The following is an 18,038-nucleotide window of genomic DNA, read 5'->3' on the forward strand; positions in this document are numbered from 1 at the left end:
CCGTGGGACATCTGCTGGTTGTCGAGAGCTGGGTGGGGTCGATGAGCAGGCTGCTGCCCAGGGCGATCCGAGAAGGCGGGCACGAGTTCACCTTCGTCACCCGGGACCTGCACCACTACCTGCGTGCAGCCCCCGCCGACGGGGCGCATCCGCTGCTCGCGGCACGCAACCTCGTCACCGCGGACACCAACGACACGGACACGCTGCTGCCGCACCTGGAGCGGCTGCACGGGGTGTTGGGCTTCGACGGTGTCGTCTCCTCCTGCGACTACTACCTGCCGGCGGTGGCGCGTACCGCCGAGCGGCTGGGCCTGCCCGGGCCCACCCCCGAGGCGGTCGAGGCCGCGTGCCGCAAGGACCTGACCCGCCGGGTGCTGGCGCAGGCCGGGGTGTCCGGGCCGCGCTTCGCGGTCTGCGGAGACGTGGCGGAGGCGGCGAAGGCCGCCCGGGAGATCGGCTACCCGCTGGTCGTCAAGCCCGTGGACCTGTGCGCCGGGATGCTGGTGCGCGAGGTCCGCGACGCCGGAGAACTGGACCTGGCCTGCCGGGCGCTGTCCGGGTTCCCGGTCAACGCGCGCGGTCAGGACCGCAGCCCCGTGTTCCTCCTCGAAGAGCTCCTCACGGGGCCCGAAGTCAGCGTCGAGACCGTCTCGTTCGACGGCGCCACGCACGTCGTGGGCGTGACGGACAAGAGCATCGGCGGGGCTCCCGCCTTCATCGAGACCGGCCACATGTTCCCGGCGGCCATCGGCCCGTCGCAGGCGGCGGACGCGGCCGGGACCGCCGTACGCGCCATCAAGGCCCTCGGACTGGACCGGGCGGTCTGCCACACCGAGATCAAGCTGACTCCAGCCGGACCCAAGGTGGTCGAGGTCAACCCCCGGCCGGCCGGCAACCGGATCACCGAGCTGGTCCGCCACGTCACGGGCATCGACCTCGCCGCCGCCTGCGTGGACGTGGCCCTCGGCCACACCCCGGACCTCACTCCGCGGCCGACCGGCGTGGCGAGCGCCGCCATCGCCTTCCTGCTGCCCGAAGCCTCCGGAGTCCTCACCGGCATCGAGGGCGCGGACGGCGTCCGCGACCAGCCCGAGGTGCTGGAACTCACCCTCACCGAGCCGGGACGCACCGTACGCGCCGCCACGAGCAACAACGAATACCTCGGACACGTCATGACCGCCGACACCGAGGGCGCCGGCGCGCGGCGCAGCGCCGAGCGGCTGCTGGCCGGCCTGCGCCCCACGTACGCGGAGTGTCCGGACGAGCTGCCGGCGGCGGTGGTGTCCGCGTGACCGCGCCGACCCTGCACGCACCGTGCGTCCACACGGTCGACCAGCTCATCGACAGCGTACGCACCGGCGACTACGGCCCCGACCCGGACCGGGAACGCATCGCGCTCGCCTTCACCACCGCCCAGGCGGTACGCCACGAAGGCCGCTCGCACGGATACCGCAACGAGGTCCTCAGCCTGCGGCTGGCCGCGGCCGTCGGATCCTGCGCCGTGGAGCCGGGTGCGCTGCCCGCGTCCGCGCTGGACGAGTGCGTCGGCGCCACCGTGGCCGAGCTCCTCGGCCACCCGCTCCTGCCGGTGCGGATCGCCGCGCTCGACGCCTACCTGATGCACGCGCGACCCCACGCCCCCGAACACGGTGCCCGGCCCCACACCGTGCCGGGCGGCAGCTCGCTCCAGCGGTCCCGGGCCCGGGCCCGGGCGGTCGTCGACCTGCTGCCGACGGAGCGGCCCCGAACCGTACTGGTCATCGGCGTCGTCAACTCCCTCCTGGAACAACTGCGCGCCCGTGGTGTCGACTACGTGCCCTGCGACCTCAAGGGCGGCACCACCGAATGGGGGGAGCCCGTCCGCACGGACGCCCTCGCCGAGCTGGAGCGCGGCGACGCGATCCTCGCCTCGGGCATGACCCTCGGGAACGGCACCTTCCAGCCGCTGCTCGACCACGCCGCCGCCACCGGCAAGCCCCTCGTCATGTTCGCCCAGACCGGCAGCGCCGTCCTGCCGCGCTTCCTCGGAGCCGGGGTGAGCGCCGTGTGCGCCGAGCCGTACCCCTTCTTCTGGCTCGACGGCGGTCCCGGAGTCATCCACCGGTACGGAGGTGCCCGGTGATCGCCGCCGCACCTCTGCTGCACCGCCCGTCGGCCGGGGCCGCCAACCCCGACCTGCTTCCGCTGGTCGGCCGCACGCCGCTGGCCAGGGTCCGTACCGAACTCCCTTATGCCCACCCCGGTTTCTGGGCGAAGCTCGAATGCCTCGGCGCGGGCGGCATGAAGGCCAGGTCCGCCGTCTCCATGCTCCTCGGTGCCCGGCGGCGCGGCGACCTGCGCCCCGGCGCCCCGGTGGTCGAGTCGACCTCCGGCACGATGGGCGTCGGACTCGCCTTCGCCGGCCAGGCCCTCGGCCACCCCGTCATCCTGGTCGGCGACACCGAACTCGAACCGTCCATGCGCCAGTTGCTGCGCGCATACGGTGCCCGGCTGGAGCTGGTCGAACGGCCCGCCCCCGAGGGAGGCTGGCAGGCGGCCCGGATCTCGCGCCTGCGTGAGGTCCTGCGACAGCTGCCGGACGCCTACTGGCCCGACCAGTACAACAACCCCGACAACGCGGCCGGGTATCGGTCCATGGCGACCGAACTGTGCGGTCAGCTCGACCACTTGGACATCCTGGTGTGCAGTGTCGGCACCGGCGGCCACAGCGCCGGACTGGTCGGTCCGCTCAGACGCCGCTGGCCGGGGCTGAAGGTCATCGGTGTCGACTCCGTCGGTTCGACCATCTTCGGCCAGCCCGCCCGGCCCCGCCTGATGCGCGGGCTCGGCAGCAGCATCCACCCCGGCAACGTCGCGTACGACGCCTTCGACGAGGTGCACTGGGTGGGTCCGGCCGAGGCCGTCGACGCCTGCCGCAGGCTCGCCCGGGGCAATTTCGTCAGCGGCGGCTGGAGCACCGGAGCCGTCGCCCTGGTCTCCGCCTGGGCCGCTCGGGTCGAGTCCGGTGCGGTCGTCGCGACGGTCTTCCCCGACGGTCCGCACCGCTACCTCGGTACGGTCTACGACGACGACTTCTGCCACACCCACGGCCTGGACCGGACCGAACTCGCGGTCCGTCCGCTGGAGATCCGCCGGCCCTGGGCTGCCGAGGCGAGCGGCTGGGCCCGCTGCCGCACCGTCGTGGACCCGGTGCCGTCCGCCCGTCCCCGTGTTCCCGCACCCGCCCACGCCGGCGGTATCGCATGAAGCTCACCTGGCACACCACGGAACTGGAACTGGCCGAGCCGCTGCGCATCTCCCGCTCGGTGATGGCCCGCCGCGACGCCGTCTGGGTCGCGATCGAACACGGCGGACTGCGCGGCTGGGGTGAAGCCCTCAGCAGCGACTACCTCGGACTGCCCACCGACCGGATCGTGAAGCACCTCGCCGCCTCGCGCCCGGGCATCGAGCGCCTCCCCGACCCGGAGACGGCATGGGACGACCCTGGCGCGGGGGCCCTGGAGGCCCTGCCGGCCGGTGTCCTCGCCGCGGTCGAGGCGGCCCTGCTCGACCTGGTCGGCAAGCGGGCCGGCCAGGCGGCCCACCAGCTGCTGGGCACGCCTGCCGCACCGGCGGCGGCGACCGCCCGTACGATCGGCATCGTCCCGCCCGTGACGGCGGCCGCGCAGGCCGCACGCCTCGCGGCGAGCGGATTCACGGTTCTGAAGGTCAAGGCCGGATCCCCCGACCCGGCGGTGGACCTCGCCCGGGTGGAGGCCGTACGCACCGGAGCCCCCGGTGCCGGGCTGCTGCTCGATCCCAACGGGGCGTGGACCGAACGCCAGGCCCTCGATCTGCTGCCGCGCTTCGCCGGGCTCGGCGTCACCGCGGTGGAACAGCCCATCGCGCCGGGCCGCCCCGAAGCACTGGCCCGGGTCGCGAAGGAATCGCCCGTCCCCGTCATCGCCGACGAGGACGCGGTCTCCTACGAGGACGCCGTGGCGCTCGCCGGCCGTGTCCACGGCGTCAACGTCAAACTCGCCAAATGCGGCGGGGTGAGGGCGGCGCTGCGCATCCACGACGCCCTGCGCGGCAGCGGCACCGACCTGATGCTCGGCTGCCTCACCGCCAGCTCGCTGGGCATCGCCCCCGCCGTGCACCTCGCCGACCGCGCCCGCTGGGTGGACCTCGACGGCCACCTCCTGCTCACCGACGACCCCTGGGACGGCATCGGCGGGTCCGAGGGCACCGTACGGGCCGCGGACCGGGCCGGTCTGGGCGTCAGACGCACCCACCGGGAGGCCCTGCGGTGAGAACGATCGCCGCCGTACGGAGCTTTCCGGCCGCCGTGCGCCTCCTCCTCGTCAACCAGCTCGGCGTCAACACCGGCTTCTACCTGCTGATCCCGTACCTCGCCACCCATCTCACCGACGACCTCGGCCTGTCGGCGGCGGTCGTCGGCGTGGTCCTCGGGCTGCGCAACCTCAGCCAGCAGGGCCTGTTCCTGATCGGCGGCTCGGCCGCCGACCGGCTCGGCCCGCGCAGTGTGATCATCGCCGGCTGCGCCCTGCGCACCGTGGGTTTCGCCCTGTTCGCGCTGGGCGACGCACTCCCGCTGCTGCTCGCCGCGTCCATACTCAGCGGGCTGGCCGGGGCCCTGTTCAACCCTGCCGTACGGACCTACGTCGCCCAGGAGGCGGGCGAGCGCAAGGCGGAGGCCTTCGCGCTGTTCAACGTCTTCGCCACCACCGGGGCACTGCTCGGCCCGCTCCTCGGCAGCCTCCTGCTGCTCGTGGACTTCCGGGCGGCCGCCGTCACCGCGGCAGGTCTCTTCGCCGCCCTCACCCTCGCGCAGCTGTTCGTCCTGCCCGCCCGCGAAGTCAGGGCCCCCGCCACCCGGCTGCTCGGCGACTGGCGCGAGGTGGCCGGGAACCCCGGGTTCACGGCGTTCTCCCTCGCCATGGTCGGCATGTACGGGCTGGAGAACCAGCTCTACCTGCTCCTGCCCCATACGGCCGTCCGGGCCTCGGGCTGGGACGGCTCGACCGGCCTGCTGTTCCTCGGCGGGACCGTCGCCGGCATCCTCTTCCAGCTGCGCATCACCCGGGCGCTGGCCGCCAGGGGGAGCCGCGCCCGCTGGATCGCCACCGGCCTCGTGCTGATGGGCCTGGGCTTCGTCCCGCCGATGCTCGTGGCCGGCGCCGCCACCGCCCACCCCGCGTACCTGCTGGTGGTGCTCGCCGGAACGCTGCTGCTCCAGCTCGGGGTGATGATCGCCCAGCCCTTCGTGATGGAGCTGATACCGGCCTTCGGCCGCCAGGACCTGACCGGCACCTCCTACGGAATCTTCTACGCGGTGTCCGGTGTGGCGGCCGCCGCCGGCAGCGCCGGCATCGGCTGGGCCATGGACACCGGCGGGCACACCGGCCTGACCTGGCTGCCCCACGCCTGCTGCCTCGCCCTGGGCCTGGCCTCGGCGGCGGCCGTCGTACGACTGCACCGCCGCGGCGCACTGCCCTGCGGCCCCGCCCCGGAAACCGCGCCCCCACGCACCGGCGCCCGCCCCCGAAGCGAGACCCGATGACCGCGGACAACCTCCTCACCGACCACCCCGAGCTGTACGAAGCACGCTTCCCCGACCCCGGACACCTCGCGGCCCGCTGGACCGAGGACGTCCTGCTCCGCCACGGCGCCGGCCCGCGCGTCCTCGACGTCGGCTGCGGCACCGGCCGTGACGCGGCCTGGCTCCACCACCGCGCGGGCCGCGAGGTCACCGGCATCGACACCTCCGAAGCCATGCTGGCGCACGCCCGCAGCCGGCATCCGGGTCCGGCCTACCGGCTCGCCGACATGCGGGACTTCGACCTCGGAACCCCCTTCGACGCCGTGGTCTGCCTGGACAGCGCCCTGCTCTACTGCCACACCAACGACGACCTCACCGCCTTCCTCGCCCGCTGCCGCGCCCACCTCACCCCGGGTGGCCTGCTCGTCGCCGAGATGCGCAACGGGGCCTTCTTCCTCGGCAACACCGAGCTGCTCGACGGCCCGCGCACCGCCACGTTCCCGTGGCACGGGACCACGTACACCTCCCGCACCACCCTGTACGTCGACCACGCCGCGCAGCTCCTGCGCCGCCGCCGGATCTGGACGGCCGACGACGGTTCACCGCCCCGTGAGCAGCGTTCCGCCTGGCGGCTGCTCTTCCCGCAGGAGATCCGCCACTTCCTCACCACCGCCGGGTTCGAGGTCCTGGCCCTCCACGACGGCCCCGGCCCGCGCACCGAACCCCCCTGGAGCGAAGGGCAGGCCCCGTGGCGGACCGCGAAGTCCGACCGCCTGCACCTCGTAGCCCGCCTCACACCCCTTCACAGCAACGGAGACAGCACCTCATGAACCACCGGTCCAGGGGCCTCGCCCGCAGAGGATTCATCATCGCCGGCAGCGCCACCGCGCTGGCCCTCGCCGCCGGCTGCGGCAGCGGCGGATCCACCGGGCCCGACGCCGGGAACGGGGGAGCCGGCACTCCCAAGTCCGGCGGCCGGCTGCGCGCGGCCTTCGCGGGCGGCGGCGCGAACGAGACCCTCGACCCGCATGCCGCCAACCTGTTCGTCGACGCGGCGCGGGCCAAGGCACTCTTCGACAAGCTCGCCGACTTCGGCGCGGATCTGGCTCCGGTTCCCCGGCTCGCGGAACGGTGGGAGCCGAGCGACACCCTCGACACGTGGCGGGTCACCCTGCGGAAGGCCGCCTTCCACGACGGCAGGCCGGTCACCGCCGAGGACGTCCTCTACAGCTACCGCCGCATCGCCGACCCGAAGGGCACGTTCCGGGCCAAGGCCTCGCTCGAACCCATCGATCTCGAGGCGAGCCGGGCGCTGGACGCCTCCACCGTCGAGTTCAGGCTCAAGCGCCCGTACGCCGAGTTCCCCAACGTGCTCGCCGCCTTCGGCGCGTACATCGTGCCCAAGGACGCCGCCGGCTTCCAGAAGCCCGTCGGATCGGGCCCCTTCCGCTTCGTGTCCTTCAAGCCCGGCAGTTCGCTCGTGGTCAGGCGCAACCCCGACTACTGGGAGGGCGCACCCCACCTCGACGAGCTGGAATTCGTCGTGGCCACCGAGGAATCGGCGCGTGTCAGTGCCCTGCTCGGCGGCCAGGTCCAGTACGCACACGAACTGAACCCGGCCACCGCCCGCGCCCACGAGGGCAAGGGACGGATCAGCGTCATACGGCTGCCGGGCAGCGCCATGCAGGGATTCGTCATGAAGACCGACCGGCCGCCGTTCGACGACAAGCGGGTCCGCCAGGCCTTCTGCCTCATCGCCGACCGCAGGGAACTCGTCGACGGAGCCCTCTCCGGCGCGGGCGAGATCGGCAACGACCTCTTCGGCAAGGGCTACCAGTACTACGCCGACGGCCTGCCGCAGCGCACGCAGGACCTGGAGCGGGCCCGCGCACTGCTCAAGGAGGCCGGAGCCGAAGGACTCAAGGTCACCCTCGACACCGCCCCCGCCGCCACCGGCTTCATCGAGGCCGCCGGCATCTTCAGGGAACAGGCGGCCAAGGCCGGGGTGACCGTCGAGGTCAAGGTCGGCAACAAGGACACGTACTGGAAGGACATCCTCTCCGGCGGAACCTTCGCCTCCTACCGGTCCGGCGCCATGCCCATCGAGTCCCACATCTCCCAGCGCCTGCTGACCGGCTCCACCACCAACGCCACCAAGTGGCAGCAGAAGGACTTCGACGACCTGTACCGGCAGGCCCAGTCCACCCGTGACCCGAAGGAGCGCGCCGCACTCTACGACCGGATGCAGCGGCGGCTGCACGACGAGGGCGGCTTCCTGATCTGGGGATTCGCCGACTGGATCGTGGCCACCGCGCCCACCGTGCGCGGAGTGTCGAAGGAGGCCCCGGCCAACACCCTCGACTGGGCCCGCTTCGACAAGATCTGGCTCGCGTGAGGCTCCACCTGTCATGGGCCGGCCGCCGTCTGCTCCTCGGCCTGGGGCAGACGGCGGCCGTCGTCCTGTTCGTCTTCCTGCTCACCGAGGCGCTGCCCGGTGACGCCGCGGTCGCGTTCGCCGGGGACCAGCCCGACCCGGAGCGGATCGCCCGCATCCGCGAGGCCATGGGCCTGGACCGGCCGGCTCCCGAACGCCTCCTGGAGTGGGCCACCGGCCTGCTGCACGGAGACCTGGGCACCTCCGTGGTCACCGGACGCCCCGTCACCGGCTACCTGGCGGCCGGACTCGGCCCCACCCTGCTCCTCGCGGCCGCCACCCTCGCGCTCCTGGTGCCGGCCTCCGTCGGGCTGGGCGTCCTGGCGGCCCGCCGCGAGGGGAGCCCGCTGGACCGGACCGTCAGCGCGGTGACCCTGACCGTGCACGCCATACCGGAGTTCGCCTTCGGAGTGCTGCTGGCCGCCGTGTTCGGACTGTGGCTCGGCTGGCTGCCGCCCACGGCCGTCGGCACGGACCCCTTCTCCGATCCCGCCGTCCTCGTCCTGCCGGTCCTCGTCCTCATGTCCCGGCCCGTGTGCACCATCAGCCGCCTGGTGCGCGCGGGCATGATCGATGCGATGGCCTCGCCCTACGCCGCCCAGGCACGCCGCTACGGCCTCTCCGACTCCCGTGTCCGCTGGGCCCACGCCCTGCCCAACGCCCTGGCGCCGGCCACCCAGCAACTGGCCCGCACCTGCGACTGGCTGCTGAGCGGGGTGATCGTCGTGGAGGCCCTCTTCGCCCTGCCGGGCCTGGGCACCGTACTGATCGAGGCGGTCGCCGCTCGCGACGTGCCCGTCGTGCAGGGCATGGCGGTCGTCTTCGGTGTCGTCACCGTGCTGGTCAACCTCGTCGCCGACCTGGTCACGCGCCGTTTCGCCCCACGCTCGGAGGTGGCCGCATGAAGCACGGCCGGACCGGGTACGCGCTCGCCCTCGGGCTGATCGCCGTACCTCTTCTCCTCGCCCTCCTGGGCCCGCCGGCCGCGGGTCCCGCCGGTCCGCGCACCGTCTCCTTCAGCTTCGGTCAAGGACACTGGCTCGGCACCGACTTCGCCGGCCGCGACGTCTGGCACCAGGTGCTGCTCGGCGGCCGGTCCGTCGTGCTCGTGGCGCTCGCGGCCACACTGCTCGCCTATCTCGTCGCCCTTCCGCTGGGTCTCACGGCGGCGCTCACCCGCCGCACCTGGCTCGAGGAGATCCTGATGAGGCCTCTGGACGTGCTCATCGCCGTGCCCTCCCTGCTCCTGGTGCTGCTCGTCGCGGCCACCCTCACCCCCGGTCCCGTCGGGCTGACCGTGCTGGTCGGGCTGGCCGCCGTGCCCGATGCGGCACGGGTCGTCCACGCGGCGGCCCTGGAGATCTCCTCGCGGCCCGCCGTCGAGGCGCTGCGGATGCAGGGCGAGTCATGGTGGCGCACGGCCATCGGCCACGTGGGCCGCTCGATGCGCCGGGCCCTCGCCGCCGACGCGGGAATCCGGCTGACCGGGGCCCTCTACCTGGTGGCCACCGCCGCGTTCCTCGGCGTGGGCGTGGAACCGGACGCGGCCGACTGGGCGGTGATGGTCGACCGCAACCGGACCGGGCTGTTCCTGCAGCCCTGGGCCGTGGTGGTGCCGGCCCTGCTCATCGCGGCGCTGTCGCTGGGCACCAATCTGCTGTTCGACGCGGCCCTGCAGGACGGCCGCCGGAAGGGAGTGACGCGGTGAGCACCGTCGCGGAAGTACACGGCCTGCGGGTCGAGATCGCCGGACGCGCCCTCGTCGACGGCGTGAGTCTGCAGGCCCGTGCCGGGAGGATCACGGCCATCGTCGGACCTTCCGGGAGCGGCAAGACCACCACCGGCCTGGCCCTCCTCGGCGAGTATCCGCCGGGTGCCCGCATCGAAGGCACGGTCCGCACACCGGGGGGCGCGGTGGGATACGTGCCCCAGCACCCGGCGGCCGCCCTCAACCCCGCCCGCCGTGTGAGCGCCCTGCTCGGCGACATCTCCTCCCGCCAGGGCGGCACCCGGGCGCAGAGGCGTGAACGGGTCCACCGGGCCCTGCGCCTGGCCCGGCTCCCGGACCCCCCGGCCGTCCTGCGGCGCTTCCCCCACCAGCTCTCCGGCGGCCAGCAGCAGCGGGTCGTCCTGGCCCAGGCCCTGCTGCTGGGTGCCCGCGTCATCGTCGCCGATGAGCCCACGACCGGCCAGGACGTCCTCACCAAGCAGGGCATCGTGGCGGAACTGGCGGCAGTTGCGGAACAGGGCATCGCGGTCGTCCTGCTCAGTCACGACCTCGACGTCGTGCGACAGCTGGCCGACGAGGTGATCGTCATGCGAGAAGGCCGGGTCGTGGACCACGGGACGGCGGAGTCGGTGCTCACCGGCCCGGTGCGGCCGGCGCCCGTCGCGGCGCGAGCGGCCGTCCGGAGGGGGACCCCGCGGGTGGAGACCCGGGGACTCACCGCGAGGCACCGCACCCCGCGGGGCGCCGTCGAGGTCCTGACCGGCATCGGCGTCGCGGCCGCGGCGGGGGAGTGCCTCGCGCTCGTCGGCCGCTCCGGCAGCGGCAAGACCACCCTGGGACGCTGCCTGGCGGGGCTGCACTCCGCGTACGACGGAACGGTCCTGCTCGACGGCACCCCGCTGCCGCGCAGCCTGCGCTCCCGCAGCCGTACGGAACTGGCGGCCGTGCAGTACGTGTTCCAGGACGCGAAGGCCGCGTTCGACGAACACCGGCCCGTCCTCGACCAGATCGCCCGCACCGCCGTGCGGCTGCGCGGAGCACACGCGGACGATGCCCGCAGGACCGCCGTACGGACCCTCGAAGAGCTGGGCCTCCCGGCGAGCCTGGCCGAGCGCCGCCCCGGAGCGCTCTCCGGCGGCGAACTCCAGCGGGCGGCGCTCGCCCGCGCCCTGCTGGCCGAGCCGAAGGTCCTCGTCTGCGACGAGATCACCTCCGGCCTCGATCCCCTCACCCGGAACACCATCCTCGCCGTACTCGCCCGGCTCCGGGAACAGGCGGAACTCACCCTGGTGTTCATCACCCACGATGTACCGGCCGCCGCCGCACTGGCCGACCGGATCGCGGTCCTGGAGGCGGGACGCGTGGTGGAGCAGGGGCCTGCACACCGTGTGCTCGACGAGCCGGAGCACGCGTTCACCAGGACGCTCCTCCGGGCCGCGACGCAGCACGGGGAGCTTCGGCGGACCCGAGCGGTGCCCGAGCCCGAATCGGGGTGAAGCCCCGTCGCACGCGTGCGAGGCGGCGGTCGGAACCACCGCCTCGCACGGGCGCATCGTCGGGGAGCCCCCACCCGCCGCCGGGTTCTACCGGGCGGCGTATGGGAGCAGGGCCATCTCGCGGGCGTTCTTCACGGCGGCGGCGAGCTGTCGCTGCTGCCGGGCCGTGACACGCGTGACGCGGCGGCTGCGGATCTTTCCGCGGTCGGAGACGAACTTCCGCAGCAGGTCGGTGTCCTTGTAGTCAATGTAGGTGATCCCTGCCGCGTCCAGCGGGTTGGGCCGGGCCTTGAGCGGCTTGTGGGGGTTCTGGCGGCGTGCCATGTGAGGTCCTTGCGGGCGTCGGGTCGTACGGGGCTTACGAGACGGGGTCGAGGAGGGAGTCGAAGGCGGCGGGAAGGGTCTTCCATGCCTCGGGTCCCGCCGCGTATTCGGCGTCGGTGAGGAGGCAGGACTCCAGGAGTCGCTCCAGGCCGTCACGGTCCAGGCCGGGGGAGGTGAAGACGAGGTGCTGGCAGCAGTCGCCGTGGTCGGGATGCCAGTCGAGCGAGGCGGCGGCCCGCCGCATCGGCGGGACCAGCTCCCAGGCGGCGTCCGGCAGGGACGCCAGCCAGGGGCCGGCGTTCTCCACGCACAGCGCGCCGCCCGCGGCGTCCCAGGCCAGCAGGGTGTCGGGGCGGTCGGCGAGCCAGAACCGGCCGCGGCTGCGGGCGGCGGCACAGCAGAGGTCTTCCAGGGCCTGATAGAGGCGCTCGGGGTGGAAGGGGCGGCGGCGGTGCCAGACGACCGTGGTGACTCCCGCTTCCTCGGCCTCCTGGGGCAGCAGGGCGCAGGCCGGGTGCTGGGCGGCGGCCGCCGCTTCCACGTCGAACCCGGCGAAGGCCAGTGCGGCCAGCTCGCCGGAGCCGGCGTCCACCCGTCGAGCGGTCGGGTGGAGCTGGGCGAGCAGGGCGCGGTCTTCCTCGTCGGCTTCCCCGCTGTCCACGAGGGCGAGTACGGGCGCGTATTCGAGCTGCCGCGCCCATGTGTCCCCGACGGTGCGCCGATCCGTGGCGGCCGCCGCGAGGCCCGCGTCGGCCAGGTCGTCGCCGTTGACGAGATAGGGCAGGACGAGCGCCGGGTCCACCGCGGTGATCACGCCGGTGAGATCGAGTACGCCGGTGCCGTGGGCGGCGATGACCTCGGCCATCGCCTTGGGCTCGACGGAGTCCCACAGTTCGACGACGGCCAGCCGGGTCAGGCCGCTGCCGGCCAGCCGTTCCAGCTCGGGGACCAGGTCCTCGCGCAGTGCGCAGCAGGCGCAGTCGTTGACGAGGGGGGTCTCGCCCCGGGACAGCTCGCCCGAGGCGTCGCGCACCACGCGCAGGACCGTGCCCGCCGCGGCCGTGGCCAGGTCGTGGTGGAGGGCGATGCTGCCGGGTACGGCGTGCAGCAGCCGCTCCACGACCTCCTTGCGGGCGTCGGAGTGGAGCCCGCCGACGATGACGACGGGCAGGGTCACGCCTTGCTCCCGTAGCGGCGCTCGAAGCGCTCGACGCGGCCCGCGGTGTCCAGGACGCGGGCGGTGCCGGTGTAGAAGGGGTGGCTCCGCGAGGAGATCTCCACGTCGATGACGGGGTAGGTGTTGCCGTCCTCCCACTCCACCGTCTTGTCACTGGTGGCGGTCGAGCGGGTGAGGAAGGCGAAGTCGGCGGCCTTGTCGCGGAAGACGACGGGGCCGTAGGCGGGGTGGATCCCGGGCTTCATGTGGGTGTCCTTCTGGGCAGGGGGGCGGGGGTCAGCGCTCTTCGCGGAAGTCGACGTGCCGGCGCACCACCGGGTCGAACTTGCGCAGCACCATGCGGTCCGGGTCGTTCCGCCGGTTCTTGCGGGTGACGTACGTGTAGCCGGTCCCCGCCGTGGAGCGGAGCTTGATGACCGGACGTATCTCGTTGCGTGCCATGCCGCTACTATACGGGAATGGAAATCGTTTCCAATAACCACCTCCGTCCAGAGAGGGGCAGGTAGCACCTTGTCCGCCCACTGCCAGCTGACCGGCGCCAAGCCGGGCTTCGGCAACAACATCTCCCACTCGCACCGGCGTACGTCCCGCCGCTTCGACCCCAACATCCAGAGCAAGCGCTACTGGCTGCCGAGCGAGGGCCGTCATGTCCGGCTGACCCTGAGCGCGAAGGCGATCAAGACCGTCGACACCATCGGCATCGAGGCCGCCGTGGCCCGGATCCGCGCCCGGGGGGTGAAGGTCTGATGGCCAAGAAGAGCAAGATCGCCCGGAACGAGAAGCGCAAGGCGATCGTCGAGCGGTACGCCGCGAGGCGCGCCGAGCTGAAGGAGGTCCTCCGGCGGCCGTCCTCGACGGAGGCCGAGCGGGGCGCGGCGCTGGCGGAGCTGCGAAGGCAGCCCCGCGACGCGAGCGCCACCCGGGTGCGCAACCGGGACGGCGTGGACGGCCGCCCCCGCGGACACCTGCGGAAGTTCGGGCTCTCACGCGTCCGGATGCGTGAGCAGGCGCACGCCGGATTCCTGCCCGGAGTCACCAAGTCGTCCTGGTAGCCGCCGCGTCTCCGGCGGGCGAGCTCGGGCCCACACCTCCGGCGGGGTGTGGGCCCGGTCGCCGGGCGCCCGTACCGGCTCCCGTACCGCCAGACGGGAACGCCGCCTCCGGCAGCGTCTCGGGAGGGCTTCGGCGGGTGCGGGCGGGTGGATTCCGGCCCGGAGCGGTAGGGGCGCGCGAGGGGCGGGTAGGGCGGCGGCCGTGACCGGAATTCATCTGACCAGCCCCGCCTTCGCCGACCACGCGGAGATCCCCCGGCGGTACAGCGGTGAGGGGGAGGACGTCTCACCACCCCTGACCTGGACGGCCGCGCCCGAGGGCACCGCGGAGCTGCTGCTCCTGTGCGAGGACCCGGACGTGCCGGGGACCAGCTTCCTGCACTGGCTGGTCACGGGCATCGACCCATGGACCGGTGGGGTGGAGGAAGGGCAGGAGCCGCACGGCGGGCACTCCTGGCCCAACGGGTTCGGACGGCCGGGCTGGGGCGGGCCGATGCCACCGCCGGGGCACGAGCCGCACCGCTACTCCTTCCGCCTGTACGCACTCGCGCAGCCGGTCCGGCTGCACGGCCGGCCCGGAGTGGACGCCGTACACAGCGCCGTTCGGGGAAAGACGCTCGCGAGCGGCACCCTGGTGGGCGTCTACCAGCGGCACCGGCACCGGGAGCTGCCCACATCACAGCCGTGGGTGCCGCAGGGGTGAACGGAACGGGCCGTGAGGACCATCCGCTCCAGGGGGTGTCCCAGGGGGTGTCTCGCCGATCAGGCCGGGGTCCCGGGACGATCGGCGTACCGCAGCAGCGCCCCCACGCCCCCGTCCAGCCCCAGCACGTCCTCCGGTACGACGACCAGTTCGGCGGCGGTGGCGACCAGGGCCCGCACCAGGGCCTCGTCGGCGGGCTCCTCGCGGGGCGCCCGTACCCCGCAGGACAGCAGTTCCTCCTCGGTCAGGGCGAGCTGGGTGGGGTGCGGGCCGGTCCACAGCCGCAGCGAGGCGTCAGGCGGGTGGTTCAGCAGCAGCGCCGCGACCTGGCCGCGCTGCAGGGCGGCGACGGCGGCGGCCAGCCCTTCCGCCGCCGGCCCGCCCAGGGCCCGGCGGCCGATGAAGATGTTCACCAGGTCCTGGTCGTGCGCGGCCATACGGCCACGGAAGACGCTGCCGAGCTGCGGCTCCAGCAGGGCCCGTCCGGTGTCCGTCGGAGTGGGGCCCCCGACCCTGATGACCTTGTCGCGCACGGCGTGCGGCAGCCGGCGGACCAGGACGTTGCCGGCCCACTGGTCCCCGGCGACGACGAGGGCGTCGGCGTGGGTGCGCCGTGCCCAGGCGTCCAGCAGGTGCCCCAGCCGGGCCGCGCTGTGGTGCCAGGTGGCCACCGGCACCCTGCGGTGCAGCCGCTCACCCGGGGTCACGGCGGAGGCAGGCCAGGTGCCGGACTCCGCCTCCACCTTCACCCAGCCGTGCGTCTCGGCCGTGGGCAGTCCGCCGTAGTGCACCACCAGCGCCAGGTAGGGGATCTCCGGCAGATGCTGGTTGATCAGCGGCATCGCCTCGGGCAGCGTGCCGTAGCGGGCCGAGTCGCGGGCGGGCGGGCTGGGCAGCTCGCCGTCCAGGACGAGCGAGCCGTTGGCCGCGAAGATCGCCTGTCCGTGCATCCCGGGCACCTCCGCGTCCGCGCCCACCGCCTCCTCCAGTACGCCGAGCAGCGGCCGGTCCGCACCCTGGCGGCTCAGCTTCTCGCGCAGCCGGTGCCAGCGCTGTGCGATGGCCCGGTCCGGATGCTCGACATCCCGTGAGGTGTCCAGGTACACGGAAGCGAACGGGCCGGGCTCCGTGTACAGCGGTTCCAGGAACGACAGCCTCATGACCACTCCCAGGTGTTCCCCTTCCGATGATGCGCGCGCGGGCGGGGCTGCGACAGGCCTGGGGGCCGGCCCGCCCGGTCGGTGACCGGGCGGAGGCTCAGTGTTCGCCGCCCCCGAGCAGCCGCGTGCGGAACAGGCCGAGCACGCGGTCCAGCGCGGCCCGGGTCGGTTCGCCGGGGGCGTCGATCAGGTGCTCGGTCAGCACGGAGTGCGGGGGGAGCACGCCGTCGGGGTTGGCCGCGCCGTCGTCCAGCTCGACGGCGACGAAGGCGTCGCCGAGCTCGCGCCGCAGGAACGCGAACCGGTCCCCGGGTACGAACCGGTCGCCCTGGAACCGCAGTCCCATGACCTGCAGTCCCTCCCGCTCGCAGCGCCCCCGTACGACGGCGAGCTCCTCGGGGCTGATGTCGATCGTCCGCGACCGGGCCGCCGAGACGGCCACCGGCAGCGACGGCTGTGACAGCACCGGGGCGACCAGCCGGGGGTCGGTGGCCATGGCCAGGGCGAAGCCCCCGGTCACACACATGCCGACGGCTCCGACCCCGGGGCCGCCGCACCGCCCGTGCTCGTGGGCGGCCAGTGCGCGCAGCCAGGACACGACCCGGGAACTGCGGCCCGTGGCCAGCAGGGTGAACTCCCGGCTCACGCACACCTTGAGGATCGACGAAGCCGCGTACCGTGCGGTGGCCGCCAGGCCGTGCGCATCGGGATGGGGGTCGCGGCCGGGCTCGCCGAACAGCACCGGGAGCACAGCCGTACAGCCGATCTCCGCGACCCTCTCCGCGAACTCCAGCACCTTCGGGGTGATGCCGGGTATCTCGGCCATCACGATCACGGCGGGGCCGTTGCCGCGCCGCAGGATCCGGCGTCGGGTCCCCTCGTGCGTGAACGAGTCCTGCTCGAAGCCGGTCAGGTCGTGGTCCGTCATGGCTCTCCCCCCATCCCCTCCGCACACCGGACCCGGCCGCCGGACCCCGGACCGGGGTCAGGACGTCGGCACGGTGTTGATGTAGTCGGTGCCGTCACTGTAGAAGCCGTCCACCGTCTTCTGGACATCGGCCTGGGAAACGGCCTCGCCGGCCTTGTAGTAGAACCAATTGATCTTCGTTTCCCATGTGCGCGGACCACCGGTGAAGGGAAGATCGATGAACCAGCTGCTGAAGTGGACGTCCATCTTCTCGCGCGGGACGTATTTGCCGGAGCTGGTGAACAGCTCCTTGCCGTCCAGGGAATAGGTGACCTTTCCGTTCATGGCGGTGATCATCAACAGGTGCCAGCCCTCGAGGCGTCGCTTGAGCGTGTGGCTGACCCGGTCCGGCGGATCGGCCTTGTACCAGCTGACGGTGTCGAGTCGCGGACCCACCGAACCCCAGCCGCCGTTCGGCAGGTACTCGTAGTCGAGTTCGCTGTAGTCGGTCGAGGCGTCCGAGGGGGAAATGGGAAAGAAGGCCTGGACGACGTGGTCGCCGTTGCGGCCGCTCGTGGGCCTGTTGCCGAAATGGACCCGGGCGGCGAAGGTCCCGGTGAAGAGGTTCTTGCCGGTGCTCTGCACCTCGACCTGCCTGGTGCCCTGCTCGGTGCCGTCGGTGGAGGCCTGCAGCCGCATGGCCCTGCCCCCCTGGGCCGTCGTGTCGGAGAGGAAGCCGGCACCGGCCGCGGACCAGGTGTCCTTGATGCCCGGGCCGCCCCCACCGGTACGCACCTCCCAGCCGTGGGCGGTGAGCAAGGGGTCGTCGGGGCCGCTGTAGTGGAAGTTGTCGAACAGGGTGCCCGGCGGTCCGGACGGGGTCGGCGAGGCGCTGGGGGCGGGGGCGGCGGCATCGTCGCCGGGGCCGCCGGAACACGCGGCGAGTACGCACAGCAGGGCGGGCAGTGCGAGCGCTGTCCACGCGCGGCGGCGGGAAGTGCGGCGGGGCTGGCTCACACGGGCTCCTTGGGGCGCGGAGGCGTTACCGGGGCACGCCTTTTGCATGAAGATCAATTTCCGAACGGATGAGGAGGTCATCCTAAGGTCCGGGCCGGCTGCGTTAATGACCGCCGGGGTGGCAATCATGATCCCGGCCTCCGGGATCCAGGCGAAACGGTCCGGCTGAACGCGTACCAATCGGTAATCGGCGGCCGCGCGGGCAGAACTACCCGCGGGTACTGCCAATTGGCATTTCGATCCGATTACGGCACCAGAGCAGATCGCGCCAAATGCATATAACGGGCCCAAGTCGATTCGGGCCGGTGCACTAGCGTTCGCCCTGCCATCCCGCGGTCTACGTACCCTGCACTGAAAGGCTTCGCAAGGTGCGCCCAGTCGTCACTTCCTTCGAACGCGGAACGGCGTACCAGGAACAGCCCGAAATGTTTGGGTCGGGCTTCGAAGAGCCCGCTCCCGCACCGGTGTTCGTCGACCAGTCGGGTCTGCGCGGCCGT

20 protein-coding genes are annotated in these 18,038 nt (G+C 73.0%); 13 read left to right on the forward strand and 7 right to left on the reverse strand.

Annotated elements, in window-relative coordinates:
- Window positions 1–2: 2 nt before the first annotated feature.
- The 10 genes from ACGFQ9_RS14520 to ACGFQ9_RS14565 are packed head-to-tail and all read left to right on the forward strand — an operon-like array spanning window position 3 to window position 11,201.
- Entirely contained in the window at window positions 3–1,292 is a 1,290-nt protein-coding gene (locus ACGFQ9_RS14520; RefSeq protein WP_393574098.1) for an ATP-grasp domain-containing protein, read from the forward strand.
- Window positions 1,289–2,122: a Rossmann-like domain-containing protein gene (locus ACGFQ9_RS14525; RefSeq protein ID WP_393574099.1), complete on the forward strand. Its 834-nt coding sequence runs from the start codon at window positions 1,289–1,291 to the stop codon at window positions 2,120–2,122. Before ACGFQ9_RS14520 ends, ACGFQ9_RS14525 begins: the two co-directional genes overlap by 4 nt.
- The gene (locus ACGFQ9_RS14530) at window positions 2,122–3,246 is read left to right on the forward strand and encodes a PLP-dependent cysteine synthase family protein (RefSeq protein WP_393574296.1); all 1,125 of its coding nucleotides are present in this window, start codon (window positions 2,122–2,124) and stop codon (window positions 3,244–3,246) included. Before ACGFQ9_RS14525 ends, ACGFQ9_RS14530 begins: the two co-directional genes overlap by 1 nt.
- Window positions 3,243–4,292 (forward strand): dipeptide epimerase, encoded by a 1,050-nt coding sequence (locus ACGFQ9_RS14535; protein WP_393574100.1) that lies wholly within the window; start codon window positions 3,243–3,245, stop codon window positions 4,290–4,292. Before ACGFQ9_RS14530 ends, ACGFQ9_RS14535 begins: the two co-directional genes overlap by 4 nt.
- Entirely contained in the window at window positions 4,289–5,563 is a 1,275-nt protein-coding gene (locus ACGFQ9_RS14540) for an MFS transporter (RefSeq protein ID WP_393574101.1), read from the forward strand. Before ACGFQ9_RS14535 ends, ACGFQ9_RS14540 begins: the two co-directional genes overlap by 4 nt.
- The gene (locus ACGFQ9_RS14545) at window positions 5,560–6,372 is read left to right on the forward strand and encodes a class I SAM-dependent methyltransferase (RefSeq protein WP_393574102.1); all 813 of its coding nucleotides are present in this window, start codon (window positions 5,560–5,562) and stop codon (window positions 6,370–6,372) included. Before ACGFQ9_RS14540 ends, ACGFQ9_RS14545 begins: the two co-directional genes overlap by 4 nt.
- Entirely contained in the window at window positions 6,369–7,937 is a 1,569-nt protein-coding gene (locus tag ACGFQ9_RS14550) for an ABC transporter substrate-binding protein (RefSeq protein ID WP_393574103.1), read from the forward strand. Before ACGFQ9_RS14545 ends, ACGFQ9_RS14550 begins: the two co-directional genes overlap by 4 nt.
- On the forward strand, window positions 7,925–8,881 hold the full coding sequence (locus ACGFQ9_RS14555) for an ABC transporter permease (protein WP_393574297.1): 957 nt from the start codon (window positions 7,925–7,927) through the stop codon (window positions 8,879–8,881). The genes ACGFQ9_RS14550 and ACGFQ9_RS14555 overlap by 13 nt, the downstream gene beginning before the upstream one ends.
- Window positions 8,878–9,684 (forward strand): ABC transporter permease, encoded by an 807-nt coding sequence (locus tag ACGFQ9_RS14560; RefSeq protein WP_393574104.1) that lies wholly within the window; start codon window positions 8,878–8,880, stop codon window positions 9,682–9,684. The genes ACGFQ9_RS14555 and ACGFQ9_RS14560 overlap by 4 nt, the downstream gene beginning before the upstream one ends.
- Entirely contained in the window at window positions 9,681–11,201 is a 1,521-nt protein-coding gene (locus ACGFQ9_RS14565; protein ID WP_393574105.1) for an ABC transporter ATP-binding protein, read from the forward strand. The genes ACGFQ9_RS14560 and ACGFQ9_RS14565 overlap by 4 nt, the downstream gene beginning before the upstream one ends.
- Before the next feature lie 87 nt (window positions 11,202–11,288).
- Here the strand turns inward: ACGFQ9_RS14565 and rpsR are convergent, their stop codons facing one another.
- Genes rpsR through rpmG form a run of 4 tightly spaced genes read right to left on the reverse strand, consistent with a single transcriptional unit; the run spans window position 11,289 to window position 13,143 of the window.
- Window positions 11,289–11,525, reverse strand: a complete 237-nt coding sequence (gene rpsR, locus ACGFQ9_RS14570; protein WP_393574106.1) for a 30S ribosomal protein S18 — start codon at window positions 11,523–11,525, stop codon at window positions 11,289–11,291.
- A gap of 34 nt (window positions 11,526–11,559) precedes the next feature.
- Window positions 11,560–12,702, reverse strand: coding sequence for a CobW family GTP-binding protein (locus ACGFQ9_RS14575; protein WP_393574107.1), 1,143 nt, complete (start codon window positions 12,700–12,702; stop codon window positions 11,560–11,562).
- Window positions 12,699–12,947 carry a type B 50S ribosomal protein L31 gene (locus ACGFQ9_RS14580; RefSeq protein ID WP_393574108.1) on the reverse strand — a complete coding sequence of 83 codons (249 nt, stop codon included), beginning with the start codon at window positions 12,945–12,947 and terminating at the stop codon, window positions 12,699–12,701. Before ACGFQ9_RS14580 ends, ACGFQ9_RS14575 begins: the two co-directional genes overlap by 4 nt.
- A 31-nt stretch (window positions 12,948–12,978) precedes the next feature.
- Window positions 12,979–13,143, reverse strand: coding sequence for a 50S ribosomal protein L33 (rpmG, locus tag ACGFQ9_RS14585; RefSeq protein WP_393574109.1), 165 nt, complete (start codon window positions 13,141–13,143; stop codon window positions 12,979–12,981).
- A gap of 69 nt (window positions 13,144–13,212) precedes the next feature.
- On the opposite strand from rpmG, the gene rpmB reads away from it, so the two are divergent.
- From rpmB to ACGFQ9_RS14600, 3 genes are all read left to right on the forward strand, one after another.
- Window positions 13,213–13,449: a 50S ribosomal protein L28 gene (rpmB, locus tag ACGFQ9_RS14590; RefSeq protein WP_393574110.1), complete on the forward strand. Its 237-nt coding sequence runs from the start codon at window positions 13,213–13,215 to the stop codon at window positions 13,447–13,449.
- Window positions 13,449–13,754, forward strand: a complete 306-nt coding sequence (gene rpsN, locus ACGFQ9_RS14595) for a 30S ribosomal protein S14 (protein WP_393574111.1) — start codon at window positions 13,449–13,451, stop codon at window positions 13,752–13,754. Before rpmB ends, rpsN begins: the two co-directional genes overlap by 1 nt.
- Window positions 13,755–13,956: 202 nt before the next feature.
- Window positions 13,957–14,457: a YbhB/YbcL family Raf kinase inhibitor-like protein gene (locus ACGFQ9_RS14600; protein WP_393574112.1), complete on the forward strand. Its 501-nt coding sequence runs from the start codon at window positions 13,957–13,959 to the stop codon at window positions 14,455–14,457.
- Window positions 14,458–14,516: 59 nt separating this feature from the next.
- On the opposite strand, the gene ACGFQ9_RS14605 is transcribed toward ACGFQ9_RS14600, so the two are convergent.
- The 3 genes from ACGFQ9_RS14605 to ACGFQ9_RS14615 form a co-directional block, all read right to left on the reverse strand.
- The gene (locus ACGFQ9_RS14605) at window positions 14,517–15,617 is read right to left on the reverse strand and encodes a hypothetical protein (RefSeq protein WP_393574113.1); all 1,101 of its coding nucleotides are present in this window, start codon (window positions 15,615–15,617) and stop codon (window positions 14,517–14,519) included.
- A 97-nt stretch (window positions 15,618–15,714) separates the two neighbouring features.
- The gene (locus ACGFQ9_RS14610) at window positions 15,715–16,545 is read right to left on the reverse strand and encodes a dienelactone hydrolase family protein (RefSeq protein WP_393574114.1); all 831 of its coding nucleotides are present in this window, start codon (window positions 16,543–16,545) and stop codon (window positions 15,715–15,717) included.
- A 57-nt stretch (window positions 16,546–16,602) separates the two neighbouring features.
- Window positions 16,603–17,541, reverse strand: a complete 939-nt coding sequence (locus tag ACGFQ9_RS14615; protein WP_393574115.1) for a glycoside hydrolase family 16 protein — start codon at window positions 17,539–17,541, stop codon at window positions 16,603–16,605.
- Window positions 17,542–18,038: the final 497 nt, after the last annotated feature.

It is taken from the genome of Streptomyces sp. NPDC048603, from assembly GCF_043199475.1.
GTDB lineage: Bacteria > Actinomycetota > Actinomycetes > Streptomycetales > Streptomycetaceae > Streptomyces.

What these genes read in the sequence shown, in the direction of transcription:
- ACGFQ9_RS14535 (WP_393574100.1), top strand. Translation starts at nt 3,243, where the DNA reads ATGAAGCTCACCTGGCACACCACGGAACTGGAACTGGCCGAGCCGCTG.
- ACGFQ9_RS14545 (WP_393574102.1), top strand. Translation starts at nt 5,560, where the DNA reads ATGACCGCGGACAACCTCCTCACCGACCACCCCGAGCTGTACGAAGCA.
- ACGFQ9_RS14550 (WP_393574103.1), top strand. Translation starts at nt 6,369, where the DNA reads ATGAACCACCGGTCCAGGGGCCTCGCCCGCAGAGGATTCATCATCGCC.
- ACGFQ9_RS14560 (WP_393574104.1), top strand. Translation starts at nt 8,878, where the DNA reads ATGAAGCACGGCCGGACCGGGTACGCGCTCGCCCTCGGGCTGATCGCC.
- rpsR (WP_393574106.1), bottom strand. Translation starts at nt 11,525, where the DNA reads ATGGCACGCCGCCAGAACCCCCACAAGCCGCTCAAGGCCCGGCCCAAC.
- ACGFQ9_RS14580 (WP_393574108.1), bottom strand. Translation starts at nt 12,947, where the DNA reads ATGAAGCCCGGGATCCACCCCGCCTACGGCCCCGTCGTCTTCCGCGAC.
- rpmG (WP_393574109.1), bottom strand. Translation starts at nt 13,143, where the DNA reads ATGGCACGCAACGAGATACGTCCGGTCATCAAGCTCCGCTCCACGGCG.
- rpsN (WP_393574111.1), top strand. Translation starts at nt 13,449, where the DNA reads ATGGCCAAGAAGAGCAAGATCGCCCGGAACGAGAAGCGCAAGGCGATC.
- ACGFQ9_RS14605 (WP_393574113.1), bottom strand. Translation starts at nt 15,617, where the DNA reads ATGAGGCTGTCGTTCCTGGAACCGCTGTACACGGAGCCCGGCCCGTTC.
- ACGFQ9_RS14610 (WP_393574114.1), bottom strand. Translation starts at nt 16,545, where the DNA reads ATGACGGACCACGACCTGACCGGCTTCGAGCAGGACTCGTTCACGCAC.